The 13158-nt window shown below is 57.5% G+C and carries 11 protein-coding genes and 3 tRNA genes; 12 read left to right on the top strand and 2 right to left on the bottom strand.

All coding sequences use genetic code 11. The features are described from left to right. Positions 1–239: 239 nt before the first annotated feature. Positions 240–443 carry a hypothetical protein gene (locus KUF55_RS10540; RefSeq protein WP_218816600.1) on the bottom strand — a complete coding sequence of 68 codons (204 nt, stop codon included), beginning with the start codon at positions 441–443 and terminating at the stop codon, positions 240–242. Between the two features lie 307 nt (positions 444–750). Between KUF55_RS10540 and KUF55_RS10535 the strand changes: the two genes are divergently transcribed. The 6 genes from KUF55_RS10535 (at position 751) to thiL (ending at position 5654) form a co-directional block, all read left to right on the top strand. After that, positions 751–822, top strand: a tRNA-Gln gene (locus tag KUF55_RS10535). Positions 823–890: 68 nt separating this feature from the next. Beyond that, positions 891–963 (top strand) — tRNA-Glu (locus KUF55_RS10530). Positions 964–1012: 49 nt separating this feature from the next. Then, positions 1013–1085: transfer RNA gene (locus KUF55_RS10525), tRNA-Glu, on the top strand. Between the two features lie 174 nt (positions 1086–1259). Beyond that, complete coding sequence (locus KUF55_RS10520; protein ID WP_218818756.1) at positions 1260–3011, top strand: dynamin family protein; 1752 nt, start codon at positions 1260–1262, stop codon at positions 3009–3011. After that, positions 3008–4648 (top strand): GTPase, encoded by a 1641-nt coding sequence (locus tag KUF55_RS10515; RefSeq protein WP_218816599.1) that lies wholly within the window; start codon positions 3008–3010, stop codon positions 4646–4648. Before KUF55_RS10520 ends, KUF55_RS10515 begins: the two co-directional genes overlap by 4 nt. Beyond that, on the top strand, positions 4635–5654 hold the full coding sequence (thiL, locus tag KUF55_RS10510; protein WP_255556964.1) for a thiamine-phosphate kinase: 1020 nt from the start codon (positions 4635–4637) through the stop codon (positions 5652–5654). The genes KUF55_RS10515 and thiL overlap by 14 nt, the downstream gene beginning before the upstream one ends. Positions 5655–5754: 100 nt before the next feature. Here the strand turns inward: thiL and KUF55_RS10505 are convergent, their stop codons facing one another. Next, positions 5755–6474, bottom strand: coding sequence for an IclR family transcriptional regulator (locus tag KUF55_RS10505; RefSeq protein ID WP_132358042.1), 720 nt, complete (start codon positions 6472–6474; stop codon positions 5755–5757). 113 nt (positions 6475–6587) lie between these two features. On the opposite strand from KUF55_RS10505, the gene leuC reads away from it, so the two are divergent. The 6 genes from leuC (at position 6588) to KUF55_RS10475 (ending at position 13136) form a co-directional block, all read left to right on the top strand. Next, a complete protein-coding gene (leuC, locus tag KUF55_RS10500; RefSeq protein ID WP_168153452.1) occupies positions 6588–8045 on the top strand; it encodes a 3-isopropylmalate dehydratase large subunit in 1458 nt (485 codons plus the stop codon). 9 nt (positions 8046–8054) lie between these two features. Then, positions 8055–8657 (top strand): 3-isopropylmalate dehydratase small subunit, encoded by a 603-nt coding sequence (gene leuD / locus KUF55_RS10495; protein ID WP_132358038.1) that lies wholly within the window; start codon positions 8055–8057, stop codon positions 8655–8657. 208 nt (positions 8658–8865) lie between these two features. After that, entirely contained in the window at positions 8866–10194 is a 1329-nt protein-coding gene (gene murA / locus KUF55_RS10490) for a UDP-N-acetylglucosamine 1-carboxyvinyltransferase (RefSeq protein WP_218816597.1), read from the top strand. 19 nt (positions 10195–10213) lie between these two features. After that, positions 10214–10987, top strand: a complete 774-nt coding sequence (locus KUF55_RS10485) for a 1-acyl-sn-glycerol-3-phosphate acyltransferase (RefSeq protein WP_218816596.1) — start codon at positions 10214–10216, stop codon at positions 10985–10987. Further along, positions 10984–12015: an NAD(P)H-dependent glycerol-3-phosphate dehydrogenase gene (locus KUF55_RS10480; RefSeq protein WP_218816595.1), complete on the top strand. Its 1032-nt coding sequence runs from the start codon at positions 10984–10986 to the stop codon at positions 12013–12015. Before KUF55_RS10485 ends, KUF55_RS10480 begins: the two co-directional genes overlap by 4 nt. Further along, entirely contained in the window at positions 12012–13136 is a 1125-nt protein-coding gene (locus tag KUF55_RS10475) for a D-alanine--D-alanine ligase family protein (protein WP_218816594.1), read from the top strand. Before KUF55_RS10480 ends, KUF55_RS10475 begins: the two co-directional genes overlap by 4 nt. Positions 13137–13158: the final 22 nt, after the last annotated feature.

Below are 13158 nucleotides of genomic sequence, written 5' to 3'. Positions count from 1 at the left end.
CCAACACCAATATCGAGAACTAAGCCCCAGCCCACCTACGAATATCGATTCGCAGGTGGGCTGGGGCTTTTCTTTCTCCTCGGCATAGAAGGAGAAGCACAAGAAAAACCTTGGTGACTGCCGCTTTTCATGCAATCTCTGGTGCGGATTTTCGGATCTTCCCGATACTCACTGATCCAAGGCATAGTGTTCCGGGCCGTAAAGAAGGCCATTGCGAGACCAAGGCGATCTTCATGGTCCTACAGCAAGGCACCGTCAGCGGCGCGAGCGGGTTTCTCCGCAAGGGATTGACGTTTTAGTGACCGACGCCAGATGGCATCACTTACGTCGATGCATTGGCGCGCGAGTTCAAGCTTGAGCAGCTGGAAGCGGGCGTCGAGGGATCGGGTCCCGCGGACGATCAACCGCGTGAGTGTCAGCTCGCCAGGCAAACTGACACTCACGTGGCGGGGACAGGATCCTAGTTATTCACGGTCGTTCAGTGATCGCCGCACTGACCAGTGCGGATGCGCCGAGCCCTCTAGAAATTTGCGCGAATTCGTGCGCCAGATCACAAAACAAGATCACCTGAAAGACCCGAGAATAGTCACCGATTTGCCGCTCGGATCGCTGTAAGTACGGGGTTTTTGGGGGTTGCCAGTCCAAGTGATCCGCCGATTTGTACTTTATGCAGATCCGACTGTATAGTTATTTCTCGTGCTGAGGCGCAGGAAAGCTTTCGAAAGGAAGTTGGAGAGCGAATCAACGCTGTGGGGTATGGTGTAATTGGCAACACACTGGTTTCTGGTACCAACATTCTAGGTTCGAGTCCTGGTACCCCAGCGTCACGGTCTTCGCGAAAGCGAGGACCGGTTTGCGTGGAGGGCGTAAGTCCTCCGCGCAAAGCATACGGCCCCATCGTATAGCGGCCTAGTACGCTGCCCTCTCACGGCGGTAACACGGGTTCGAATCCCGTTGGGGTCACGATTCAGATGAATCGGACGGTAACAGTCCTAAAACGTTACAGCTATACGGCCCCATCGTATAGCGGCCTAGTACGCTGCCCTCTCACGGCGGTAACACGGGTTCGAATCCCGTTGGGGTCACAAGCACAAATGGTTCCAAACCTTGTTTGGAGCCATTTGTTTTTAAGCCGACATGATCTGTCCCCGAAAATGACTCGGGTAGCCTTGCGGATAAATCAGGCAAGTCTTTGGCATGATGTAGTGGTGACTACTAGTAATGGCTCTGAATCGGAAAGTGCGCCACTCGGCGAAGCAATGCCCGCTGACATGGAAGCCATCAACCTACTAACCGCCGTCAGGAAAAATCTCGCGGCAGGAGTTCTTCCGCTGAATATCGCCGGCGTCGAGGAAGTACGCGAAAATGTTCGTACCGCGGTAGAACAACTTGATGACTACATTTTGCCGCGATACCGAAGCCTGGACGCTCCATTATTAGCGGTGGTCGGAGGTTCCACGGGCGCAGGCAAATCAACACTCGTTAATGCTCTCGTCGGCCATCCTGTAACGCGAGCTGGTGCCATTCGGCCAACAACGCGACAGCCCATCCTGTTGCACCACAAACTAGATCTGCCTTGGCTGGAGAACCAACGGATCTTGCCTGGGCTCCGCCGCATTACTGGAACGGCTGTCGGCACGGGTCATGAGATTTCAGCGTCGCAGGTAGGCGCTACGCCGGATGCCAAGCTCACCGATTCGATTATCCTCCTCCAAGATGATGCGGTTCCCCGAGGATTAGCGCTACTTGATGCTCCGGACGTAGATTCCATATCCGATGAAAATCGCCGTCTAGCCGGACAATTGCTGGCAGCTGCGGACTTGTGGATCTTTGTCACCACGGCCAACCGGTATGCCGATGCTGTTCCATGGAAGCTACTTTCCGATGCAGCCGGGCGAAATATTACTGTAGCCGTGGTCCTTGACCGTGTGCCGGTGGGCGTCGAAGAGGAAATAGCCAAAGACCTACGGGGAATGCTGGGACGTGAAGGCCTCGATAGCGCGCAGCTCTTTGTTGTTCCTGAGGTGACTCTCGACGAATTAGACATGCTTCCGCCTAGCTCCGTGGCGCCGTTGAAGCAGTGGCTGGGTTATCTCGCCGCTGACAGCGAATCCAGGGCGGCAGTTGCCAGGCAAACCCTTGCCGGGGTGTTGGCCCATCTTGCTGACCGAGGCGACGCCATTTCCCAAGCCATGGTGGAGCAAGAATCAAACGGAGCGCGGTTGGCGCAATTTGCGCATGAAGCATTTGAACAAGCCCACGAGGAAATTCTTGTCAGTGTCCAAGATGGCACCTTGCTCAGGGGCGAAGTTCTTGCCCGATGGCAGGATTTTGTGGGAACGGGAGAATTCTTCAGATCCTTGGAATCGGGAATTGGACGCTTGCGCGACAGAGTTGGTGCATTCTTCACCGGCAAACCCAAGCCGGTCACCACCGTGGCTGCTGCGATTGAGACGGGTCTTCACGCTGTGGTGGTGGATCAAGCAGCCAAGGCCAGCGAGACCACCGAGGAGCGTTGGCGTGCGGATCCGGCGGGTAAGTCACTTGCGGCTGCCGCTAATTTAAGTTCGCTCTCGCCGCGGTTCTCAGAACACGTGGCCGCTGAGGTGCGCGCGTGGCAGGGAGATCTGATGGAGATCATTCGGACCGAGGGTGCCGGTAAACGGATGACAGCGAGAATGGTGTCATTCGGTGTTAATGGCGTGGCCGTGGCCCTCATGGTGGTTGTATTTGCCTCCACCGCAGGACTCACGGGATTGGAAGTTGGCATCGCTGGCGGGTCAGCAGTTGTGGGCCAGAAACTTCTCGAAGCGATCTTTGGTGAGGACGCCGTACGGCGACTGACAAAACGAGCCAAGGACTCATTGTCCACACGTTGCACCGCGCTACTGGAAACCGAAAAGCAACGATTCCTTTCCCACCTAGTAGACGTTCCGACAGAACACGATGCTGCAGACATGAAGAAAAATTCGGCGGCCGTCCGCCGACTAGCCAGAGAGCAGGGTGCATGAGCCGCCGTCGACAAACCAGCGCCGACAGCCCATTGGAACGGCGTCTTGAAGCTCTGAAGGAAGCCACCGAACTGGGGGCGGAGCGACTAGGCGAAGAGGTTAGTTCGGCTTCTTGGCGAGTCCTCGAATTGGCTTCAACGCGTCGGACTCTTTCTGCAGAACACACGGTCGTGGGCTTTTTCGGGGCAACCGGCAGTGGAAAATCTACCCTTTTCAACGCCGTGGTAGGTCAAGACCTCGCCAAGGCCGCTGCCACGCGCCCCACCACCAGCCAGCCCTTGGCCGGGATCTGGGGACAAGCGGGGTCTGATCCCTTGCTTGATTGGCTAGGCGTGCAGCAACGCCACATCGTGCAGTCACCCTTGCGGCTGGATAAAAGGGGTATCTTTGGGGCCGAAAAAGACGTTAACGGGCTGATCCTGCTCGATCTTCCGGATTTTGACTCGACAGTGGCGGCCAACCGAGAAATAGCCACGAAGCTTGCGGGACAAGTTGACGTATTGATTTGGGTTCTTGACCCACAAAAGTATGCTGACGCTGCCGTACACCATGACTTCATCAGGCCCCTAGCCACACACGGCTCGGTGACCTTGGTGGTTCTGAACCAAATCGATAAACTCCGGGAAACCGAACGGGGACCAGTCGTGGATTCCCTGCGGTCGATTCTTGTTTCCGATGGGTTATCCGCTCCACGGATTTTAGGTGTTTCTGCCCTCACGGGTGAAGGCGTTGATGCCTTGCGGCAGGAGATCGCCAAGGTCGTGACCGAACGCGCCGCCGTTACCAACCGCCTGAGTGCCGACGTGGCCATAGTTGCGGCAAAAATGGTGGATGGTGCGCCACTGCAAGTGCTCAAACTCCCGGCCGAGGCTGCCAAGCGGACACTGACCGGAGAGTTGGCTGCGGCTTCGGGTGTTGAGACGGTGGTCAACGCCGTACGAACTTCCTATCGGTTAGATGCCCATAAGCGCACCGGATGGCCACTGACGCGTTGGTTGGCAAAAATGCGTCCGGATCCGCTTCGCCGACTTAATCTCAAAAGTGCTGAGGTGAACCCCACGTTGAACCGGACGTCGTTGCCGGCCGCGGGTGCAGCTCAGAAGGCGCAAGCCGATTCTGCGGTCCGACGCTTTGCCGATGGGGCGAGTTCTGGTGCACCCGAGGCTTGGCAGGGATCTATCCGCCGTGCTGCACGAGCGGGACGCGAGAACCTCCCAGACGAACTTGACCAAGCCATCGCCAATACCAATATTGGTGCGACCCGAGGCGCCTGGTGGTGGCCGATCATCTCGGTCGTTCAGTGGATTTCTCTAGCCACGGCATTAGCTGGGGCATTGTGGCTTGGTGCCTTGTTTGGCGCGCAATATCTTCAATTCACTGTGCCTGCCGCGCCGAAGGTTGAAGGCTTCCCGGTTCCCACCTTGATGCTCGGCATTGGAATTCTCTTGGGCATCGTCTTGGGCCTGGCTACCTCATTGGTGGCGCGGATCGGGGCTGCGGCCAGAGCCCGAAAGGCCAGAAAAGTCCTTCAGAGCGCGATCAGCGTGGTTGCTGGAGCCTCGGTGGTCAAGCCGGTCGAGGATGAAATCACCCGACACAACAACTTTATTGGAGCCTTACAACGTGCCCAAAGCTGAACCGCTGACCGTTGAAAATCTCGGCGAAAGCGGTTTGCTGGGGAGGATTTTGCCGCGTTTGAAGGCGTTCGACCCGTTGCTGGGTCCGGGAGATGATGCTGCATTGATTGCCGCTCCGGGCGGAAAGTTTGTCATCAGCGTCGACACCTTGGTCGAGAACCAAGATTTCCGGTTGTGCTGGCCCAGCGGCTTCTGCAGTAGCGGCTTCGACATTGGATGGAAGTCGGCCGCACAGAATCTCTCCGATATTAATGCCATGGGTGCCCACGCTTCATCCGCGGTGATCTCCCTGACTCTGCCACCCGCAACACCTGTCGCTTGGGTCGAGGACTTTGCTGACGGCTTTAGTGCCGCTGTCCGAGAACTGGGAGCTACTCGCTGTGCCATCGGCGGGGGAGACCTGGGGAGAGGTGGCGAATTATCGGTGACGGCCGCTGTCACCGGAGACTTGGCTACTGAGAAGCCGGTGCTTCGAAGCGGCGCCGAACCAGGGGATATGGTCGCCGTTAATGGTGTTTTGGGAGTTGCTGCGGCAGGCTTGGCCCTACTGGATTCACCATTAACGTATGTGGAGTGGACCGCGGAAGAAAGCGCCCTGGTACTGGTACAGAGACGCCCGAGGCCGCCGCTGGCTGCCGGACCGGCAGCCGCGCGCGCCGGAGCCACGGCCATGATGGATCTCTCCGATGGTCTGCTGAAGGATGCTCAACGTATGGCCATAGCCAGCGGCGTCGCCTTTGATCTGGACACCGCGAAGCTGACTTTAGATCTGGAGCGGTTGAAGAGAGCGTCTGAACGACTCCAGATAGACCCGCTGAATTGGGTACTTGGAGGAGGGGAAGACCACGGACTCCTAGCAACATTCCCTCAATCGACGCAGCTGCCCGTGGGGTTCCGTGTCATTGGACGGGTAATGGCGATAGAGGTCGAGGCCATGGGCCCCGCTATTTATCTTGATGGCAAGAAACCGGACGTAGCTAAGGGTTACGACCACTTCGCCACTTAGCTTGGTGGTTTTATGTGTTCACGGGGACGCAATACGATGCAAGGGATTGGGTTAGAAATGCCCATAGACGGGCGCCAAAGTCGTCCCCACGAGAGTTGGTTCAGTCTCCTGTTTTGCGCAGCGCTTCGCTCAGCGCATTGGCGGTCTGGACAACAACCTCTTGGTGAGCCCTGCCGGGTTGACGAGATAACCGCTCAATAGGGCCAGACATGGAAACCGCGGCAATGACGCGTCCCGACGGTCCACGAACTGGTGCCGAAACCGAGGCAACTCCAGGCTCTCGCTCACCAAGACTCTGAGCCCAACCGCGACGACGTACCCCAGCAAGAATCGTGGGAGTGAATCTGGCACTCTGCAGTCCATCAAGCAAACGTTCGTGGTCCTCCCAGGCAAGGAGTACCTGCGCGGCGGAGCCTGCACGCATTGACAGTTGAGTTCCCACGGGAATGGTGTCACGTAAGCCAACGGGCCGCTCGGCCGAAGCCACACATACGCGGTAGTCGCCTTGGCGGCGGAAGACCTGGGTGCTTTCGCCCGTGGCATCTCGAAGTTGAATCAGTAACGGTCCCGCCGCGGCGATGAGGCGGTCTTCGCCGGCTGCCGAGGCGAGCTCAACCAAGCGACCACCCAAGACGAATCGGCCGTGGATGTCTTTGCCAACCAAACGGTGGTGAACCAAGGCCTGAGCCAAGCGATGGACCGTGGGCCGTGAAATTTTGGTGAGGGCAACCAACTGGGCCAGTGAAGTGGGGCCGGCCTCAAGCGCATTGAGGATCTGGGCCGCTTTGTCGATGACGCCAACGCCACTTGATGTGTCCATACTATGATATTGCTATCTCATTATTTGAGATGCAAGTCCGCTTACTGGATATTACGTAGGCTGCGATGAAACAGTTGTCTCATAGGACTTTGTTTCAAGTAAGGGAGTCGGTTATGGCCGCACATCAGGCAGCACAGACGCTGGCCGAAAAAGTTTGGAATGCACACGTTGTGCGCAAGGGTGAAGGCGTTGGAGCTGCTCGTCAGCCCGACCTGATCTACATCGATCTGCACCTGCTCCATGAGGTGACTTCACCCCAAGCTTTTGAGGGATTGCGCTTGGCTGGTCGCAAGTTGCGCCGTGTGGACCTCACCATCGCCACCGAGGACCACAACACTCCCACGCTGGATATCGACAAGCCCATTGCCGATCTCACCAGCCGGACTCAGATCGAAACCTTGCGCAAGAACTGCGCGGAGTTCGGTGTGCGCCTGCACTCGCTGGGCGATAAGGAACAAGGCATTGTGCACGTGGTTGGTCCGCAGCTGGGTTTGACTCAGCCGGGCATGACCGTCGTATGCGGAGACTCCCACACCTCGACCCACGGTGCGTTTGGCGCCTTGGCATTTGGTATCGGCACCTCAGAGGTCGAACATGTGATGGCCACCCAGTCGCTCTCCTTGAAGCCATTCAAGACCATGGCCATCAACGTTGAAGGCACCTTGAAGCCGGGCGTCAGCGCCAAGGACATCATCCTCGCTGTGATTGCCAAGATTGGAACCGGCGGCGGTCAGGGTTATGTGCTCGAATACCGCGGCTCCGCGATTCGCTCGCTATCCATGGATGCTCGCATGACCATCTGCAATATGTCCATCGAGGCAGGTGCACGTGCCGGGATGATCGCCCCCGACGCCACCACGTACGAATACATCAATGGTCGCCCGCACGCACCGCAGGGTGCGGACTGGGATGCCGCTGTTGCCGAATGGGACACGCTTGCAACCGACGACGGTGCAACCTTCGATGCCGAGGTATTCCTCGACGCCGACGATCTGGAGCCCTTCGTGACGTGGGGCACCAACCCGGGCCAGGGCATTTCCCTCTCAGGTGTTGTTCCGGCACCCGAGGATTTCGACGACGAAAACGCCCGGGCGGCCTGCGAACGTGCACTGACGTACATGGATCTGAAGGCGGGGACTCCGATGAAGGAGATCCGTGTTGACACGGTGTTCCTCGGCTCCTGTACCAACAGCCGCATGGAAGACCTGCGCGCTGCTGCAGCAATCGTCCAGGGGCAGGTCAAGGACCCCAATATCCGCATGATGGTTGTCCCGGGCTCGGCACGAGTCAGGCTGGAAGCCGAAGCCGAGGGCCTAGATAAGATCTTCCTCGAATTTGGAGCCGAATGGAGATTCGCTGGCTGCTCCATGTGCTTGGGCATGAATCCGGACCAATTAGCAGAGGGGGAGCGCTGCGCATCCACCTCAAACCGCAACTTTGAAGGTCGTCAAGGAAAGGGCGGCCGGACCCACTTGGTTTCACCGCAGGTTGCCGCGGCCACGGCGATCCGCGGAACCCTTTCTTCGCCGTCAGACCTTGTCGACTCTTCCTCCGACGCGAAAGTAGCCTAAGGAATTATCATGGAGAAAATTACTACTCACACAGGTATTGGTGTTCCACTGCGTCAAAGCAATGTGGATACTGACCAAATTATCCCCGCCGTTTACCTCAAGCGCATCACACGCACGGGATTCGAGGACGCGCTCTTCGCTGGCTGGCGCAAGGATTCGTCATTCATCCTGAACCAGGAGCCCTTTTCCCAGGGATCTGTGCTGGTCGCAGGTCCGGATTTTGGCACGGGGTCCTCGCGCGAACACGCCGTGTGGGCGCTAAAGGACTATGGTTTTAAGGCAGTTCTTTCCTCGCGGTTTGCCGATATTTTTCGAGGCAACTCGGGCAAACAGGGCCTCGTAGCAGCCCAGGTCGCTCAGAGCGATATTGAGCTGATCTGGAAGGAAATTGAGAACCACCCGGGCACCGAGGTGACGGTTGACCTTGCTGCACGCACCGTCACCTGTGGTTCGATCATTGCCCCATTCGAAATCGACGACTACACGCGGTGGCGCCTGATGGAAGGCCTTGATGACATTGGTCTGACCCTTCAGCACGAAGAAGAAGTGACGGCGTTTGAGAATGAACGGCCAGCATTTAAGCCGACCACTCTTCCGGCGCGCTTTTCCTAGCCTTCGGCTCACCGCGTAACTGGGGTCTGGTTTGGCCCATAGTGGTTCTCTAGCCCCGGAATCCTAGGTAAACCGAAACGGATTACCATCGCGGCGCGACCAGCGTTACACCAGCCATACAGCCCCCGGCAATGCCGGGGGCTGTATGCTTGCTAAGTCTTTCCTTCGGTTTCGAAGGCCTAACAATTTTGGTGAGGTTCTCAAGTTCATGGCGAAAGTCCTAACGATTCACGGCGGCGTGCCACTCAAGGGAAAAGTGACCGTCAGGGGTGCCAAGAACCTGGTCCCCAAGGCCATGGTTGCGGCTCTTTTGGGCGATTCACCCTCTGTATTGCGCAATGTCCCGGAAATCAAGGACGTGGCCGTTGTCACTAGCCTGCTCAAGATCCATGGCGTCACCGTCACCAAGGACGAAGTTACCGGGGATCTGACCATGGATCCCAGTGGCACCAAGACCGCCACGACCAACGAGATTGACACCCACGCCGGTGACTCTCGCATCCCGATTCTTTTCTGTGGACCCTTGCTCCACAGCCTTGGCGAAGCGTTGATTCCCAATCTTGGCGGATGCAAGATCGGCGATCGTCCGATCGACTTCCACCTTGATGTCCTGCGGCACTTCGGCGCTGTTATCGACAAGGCTGGCCCCCTGGGCACCAGCATTCGCGCACCTCACGGTCTCACCGGCGCGAAGATCAGCCTGCCATACCCCAGCGTCGGAGCCACCGAACAGGTCCTGCTGACCGCAGTGCGTGCCAAGGGCACCACCGAGGTTGAGAATGCAGCGATCGAACCCGAGATCCTTGACCTGATTTCACTTCTGCAGAAAATGGGAGCGATCATCACTGTCGGCCGTGACCGGATTATTCGCATCATTGGCGTCGAGAGCCTCAGCGGCTATAACCACAAGGCGCTGCCGGATCGCAATGAGTCAGCATCTTGGGCTTCAGCGGCTTTGGTCACCAAGGGCGACATTTTTGTAGAGGGCGCCTCGCAGCGAGACCTCACCGCCTTCCTCCACACGTACCGCCAAATCGGTGGGGAATTCCAGGTCACTGACGAAGGAATTCGCTTCTTCCACCCCGGTGGGGAACTACGTCCCTTGATTTTGGAAACGGATGTCCATCCCGGGTTCATGACCGATTGGCAGCAGCCACTCGTCGTTGCTTTGACTCAGGCCAAGGGTGTCTCGATCATCCACGAGACCGTTTATGAGAACCGTTTCGGCTTCACCAACGCCCTCGTGGAAATGGGAGCAAAGGTTCAGCTACACAGCGAATGCCTTGGTGCCATTCCTTGCCGCTTCGGTCAGCGAAACTTCCAGCATTCAGCTGTGATCTCCGGTCCCACCCCATTGGTCGGAGCCGATATTGACATTCCTGATCTGCGTGGCGGCTTCTCACACTTGATCGCGGCCTTGGCGGCCGAAGGCACCAGCCACGTCACCGGCATTGAGCTCATCAACCGGGGCTACGAAAAGTTCATGGACAAGCTCACTGACTTGGGTGCGCGCGTCGAGATGAACGAAATCGCCTGATCCGCATAGTGTTGCTTGCATGAAAGAATCTCGCGGGACAAAAACCGCGTTTGCTATAGCTGCTGGAATCGTTCGGCCACTCATGAATCTTATGATTGGCCGAACGTGGCGTGACTTCGACAAACTGCCACATGGTGGCTTCATCTTGTGTCCTAATCATGTGACCGAGATAGATCCCCTTGTGGTTGGCCATGCGATCTACAGCAGCAAGCGGTATCCGCATTACCTAGCCAAGGAATCCTTGTTTAAGGTGCCTGTCCTTGGAGAGATATTGCGCAAGACCAGGCAAATTCCGGTGGCTCGAAGGTCCGGCGGCGCGTCCCAATCGCTTAATGCTGCCCGGGAAGTGATAGACGCCAACGGCGTCATTGTCATATATCCCGAGGGAACACTGACCCGGGACCCAGATCTGTGGCCCATGCGTGGACACACTGGTGCGGCTCGACTTGCCCTACAGACCGGGGCCCCGGTGATTCCCATGGCCCATTGGGGAGCCCAAGAGCTCTTCCCGCGTTATGCGAAGGGAATCAAGCTCTTTCCGCGCAGGCGTGTCACGGTGGTCGCTGGAGATGCGGTGGATCTAGATGATCTACGAGATCTCCCGTTAACGCGAACCGTGCTCAACGAAGCGACGGATCGAATCATGCGCGCTATCACCAAGGACCTTGCGGTTCTACGGGGGGAAACCGCTCCCGAGAAACTGTGGGATCCGGCAGCGCACGGCCAAGCAGTCAACGGTCGTGATTTCGAGAAGGGTTCGACGCCGAACCAAACGAAAAAGGAAGAATTATGAGACCCGCTCCAAGGAAAATCGCCGTGATGGGCGCAGGCAGCTGGGGAACTACCTTTGCCAAGGTTTTGGCTGACGCCGGAGCCGAAAGCGGCACCGAGGTGATGGTGTGGGCGAGGCGCAACGAAGTTGCGATTGAGATTAACACCCGTCACACCAACACGCGCTACCTCAGGGAGACGATGCTGCCCGCCAACATCACCTCATCCTCGGACACCTCAGAAGTACTTGCTGGTGCCGATTTAGTGGTGCTTGCGGTACCGGCACAAAGTCTTCGCGAGCAGTTGCTTGGCTTCAAAGATTCATTGGAACCCACAGCGGTATTGATGTCCCTTATGAAGGGCCTGGAACGCGGCACGGATTTGCGCATGAGCGAGGTGATCGCCGAGGTTACCAATATGCCCGAAGAGCGTATCGCGGTGTTGTCAGGGCCCAACCTGGCCATGGAAATCGCGCGCAAGCAGCCCACCGCGTCTGTGGTCGCCTGCCGCGAACTTGAGACGGCCAGCTGGATAGCCGCAATGTGCTCAACAGACTATTTCCGCCCGTATACCAATACCGACGTCATTGGCGTTGAAATCGGTGGAATTGCTAAAAACGTGATTGCCTTGGCCGTCGGGATTTGTGATGGCATGGGTATGGGGGACAACACCAAGTCCTCGATCATCACCCGTGGCCTCGCTGAGACGACGCGCTTGGCCCTGGCACTGGGCGGCAGTTACGAAACGCTCTCCGGGTTGGCTGGATTGGGAGATCTGGTGGCCACGTGCTCGTCTTCACTCTCGCGCAACAACACCGCGGGCAGGCTGCTGGGTCAAGGGTTGTATCTTGATGAGGTCAACGATCGGATGTCGCAGACCGCGGAGGGTATTAAGTCCGGTCGGGCAGTATTGGATCTGGCAACTCGCCACAATGTAGAAGTACCCATTACCGAGGCAGTGGTCATGGTTTTGGAAGGCACGCTGAGCGTGGAGAACATGGGATCACGCCTGCTGGGGCGTCGACTGAAGTCTGAAGGTGAGCTCAATTGAGTCAAGTAAATGAGAACAAACCCCGCGTCCTGCTGCTTTTTGGTGGTCGGTCCTCCGAGCACCCCGTCAGCTGTGTCACCGCTGCCGGCGTTCTGGATGCCATCGATCGTGAGAAGTATGATGTGATTCCGGTGGGTATCACCCGCGACGGAGCTTGGACCCTGGTTGACGGAGATCTTGCGGGCTGGTCACTGGCGAACGCCGAGAAGCCGGAAGTGCAGGCGGGAAATGAAAGCCTGCGGCTGACCGGGGAACCGGGAAGCCACGAGCTGCTGGCGGCCGACCAAACACACGCGATCCGCAGCCTTGGCGAGGTTGATTTGGTATTCCCGTTGCTGCACGGTCCATTCGGTGAAGATGGATCGTTGCAAGGAATGTTGGAAATGGTGGATGTGCCATACGTTGGCTCGGGCATTGCTGCCAGCGCCATCGGTATGGACAAACACTTCATGAAGGTTGTCTTCGAAGCCGCTGGGTTTGAAGTGGGACCCTACGTGGTGATCCCTGACAAGCTGTGGGAGCGCGATCGCGAAGGTTCGCTGAAGTCCGTTGAAGGCCTAGAATATCCGCTGTTTGTTAAGCCTGCTCGTGCCGGATCCTCCGTAGGAATCTCGCGGGTGGACACGCCCGACACTCTTGTCGCGGCCATCGAAGAAGCACGAATCCACGACCCGAAGGTGATTGTGGAGCAGGGCATCATTGGCCGCGAAATCGAATGCGGAGTGCTGGAGGGCCGCGGTTCACTTCCGCCGCGTTCATCGATGCCGGGCGAGATCGTGGTTGATGCCGGAGACCATACCTTCTACGATTTTGACGCCAAATACGTTGACGGAGCTGCTGCACAACTTAGCTGCCCCGCGGTGCTCTCGGAGCAGGCCCTTGAGGAAGTACGTCGACTGGCCGCCGAGGCCTTTGATGCAGTGAACGCCGAAGGCCTCTCGCGTGTTGACTTCTTCTACACACCGGATGGCAAATGGATCATTAACGAGATCAATACGATGCCAGGTTTTACCCCTTCAAGCATGTATCCGCATATGTGGTCCAAAACCGGTATTGATTACGCGGACCTCATTGATGAATTGATTCACCTAGGCCTGAGCCGTAAGACTGGCTTGCGCTAACGCTTCTGATCCCAAACATTAA

It is taken from the genome of Paeniglutamicibacter sp. Y32M11 (assembly GCF_019285735.1).
Classification (GTDB): domain Bacteria; phylum Actinomycetota; class Actinomycetes; order Actinomycetales; family Micrococcaceae; genus Paeniglutamicibacter.
The sequence above is the reverse complement of the archived record's forward strand: the minus strand, read 5'-3'. Positions and strand labels throughout refer to the sequence as shown.

Bases quoted from the DNA above. Each gene is read 5' to 3' on its own strand.
- KUF55_RS10520 (WP_218818756.1), top strand. From the start codon at position 1,260: ATGCCCGCTGACATGGAAGCCATCAACCTACTAACCGCCGTCAGGAAA.
- KUF55_RS10515 (WP_218816599.1), top strand. From the start codon at position 3,008: ATGAGCCGCCGTCGACAAACCAGCGCCGACAGCCCATTGGAACGGCGT.
- KUF55_RS10505 (WP_132358042.1), bottom strand. From the start codon at position 6,474: ATGGACACATCAAGTGGCGTTGGCGTCATCGACAAAGCGGCCCAGATC.
- leuC (WP_168153452.1), top strand. From the start codon at position 6,588: ATGGCCGCACATCAGGCAGCACAGACGCTGGCCGAAAAAGTTTGGAAT.
- leuD (WP_132358038.1), top strand. From the start codon at position 8,055: ATGGAGAAAATTACTACTCACACAGGTATTGGTGTTCCACTGCGTCAA.
- murA (WP_218816597.1), top strand. From the start codon at position 8,866: ATGGCGAAAGTCCTAACGATTCACGGCGGCGTGCCACTCAAGGGAAAA.
- KUF55_RS10485 (WP_218816596.1), top strand. From the start codon at position 10,214: ATGAAAGAATCTCGCGGGACAAAAACCGCGTTTGCTATAGCTGCTGGA.
- KUF55_RS10480 (WP_218816595.1), top strand. From the start codon at position 10,984: ATGAGACCCGCTCCAAGGAAAATCGCCGTGATGGGCGCAGGCAGCTGG.